Source organism: Halomonas sp. (genome assembly GCF_052095765.1).
Taxonomy (GTDB): Bacteria; Pseudomonadota; Gammaproteobacteria; order Pseudomonadales; family Halomonadaceae; genus Halomonas.
Window position 1 is genome coordinate 19188 of the sequence record NZ_JBQDJZ010000052.1, and the last position, 233, is coordinate 19420.

1 pseudogene is annotated in these 233 nt (G+C 61.8%); it reads right to left on the reverse strand.

Annotated features, from left to right (window positions below):
• Positions 1-192: pseudogene (locus ACTH3D_RS08170) on the reverse strand (electron transfer flavoprotein subunit alpha/FixB family protein); the annotation flags it as partial.
• Between the last annotated feature and the right edge of the window lie 41 nt (positions 193-233).

Sequence of the window (233 nt, forward strand, 5' to 3'; positions counted from 1 at the left end):
TACGCTGGCATCGGCCACGCGCACCTTGCTCACCCCGTCGAGCTTGGCAGCAGCCTCAGCCACCGGGCCGACGTTCTCGCCGGCCACCAGCACATCAATATCGCCACCAATCGCCTTGGCAGCGGCAACCACATGGGCAGTGGCGCCGGCCAGCTCGCCATCCTGATGTTCGGCCAGAACCAGAATACTCATGAAATCACCTTGGCTTCGTTCTTGAGTTTGTCCACGAGCTC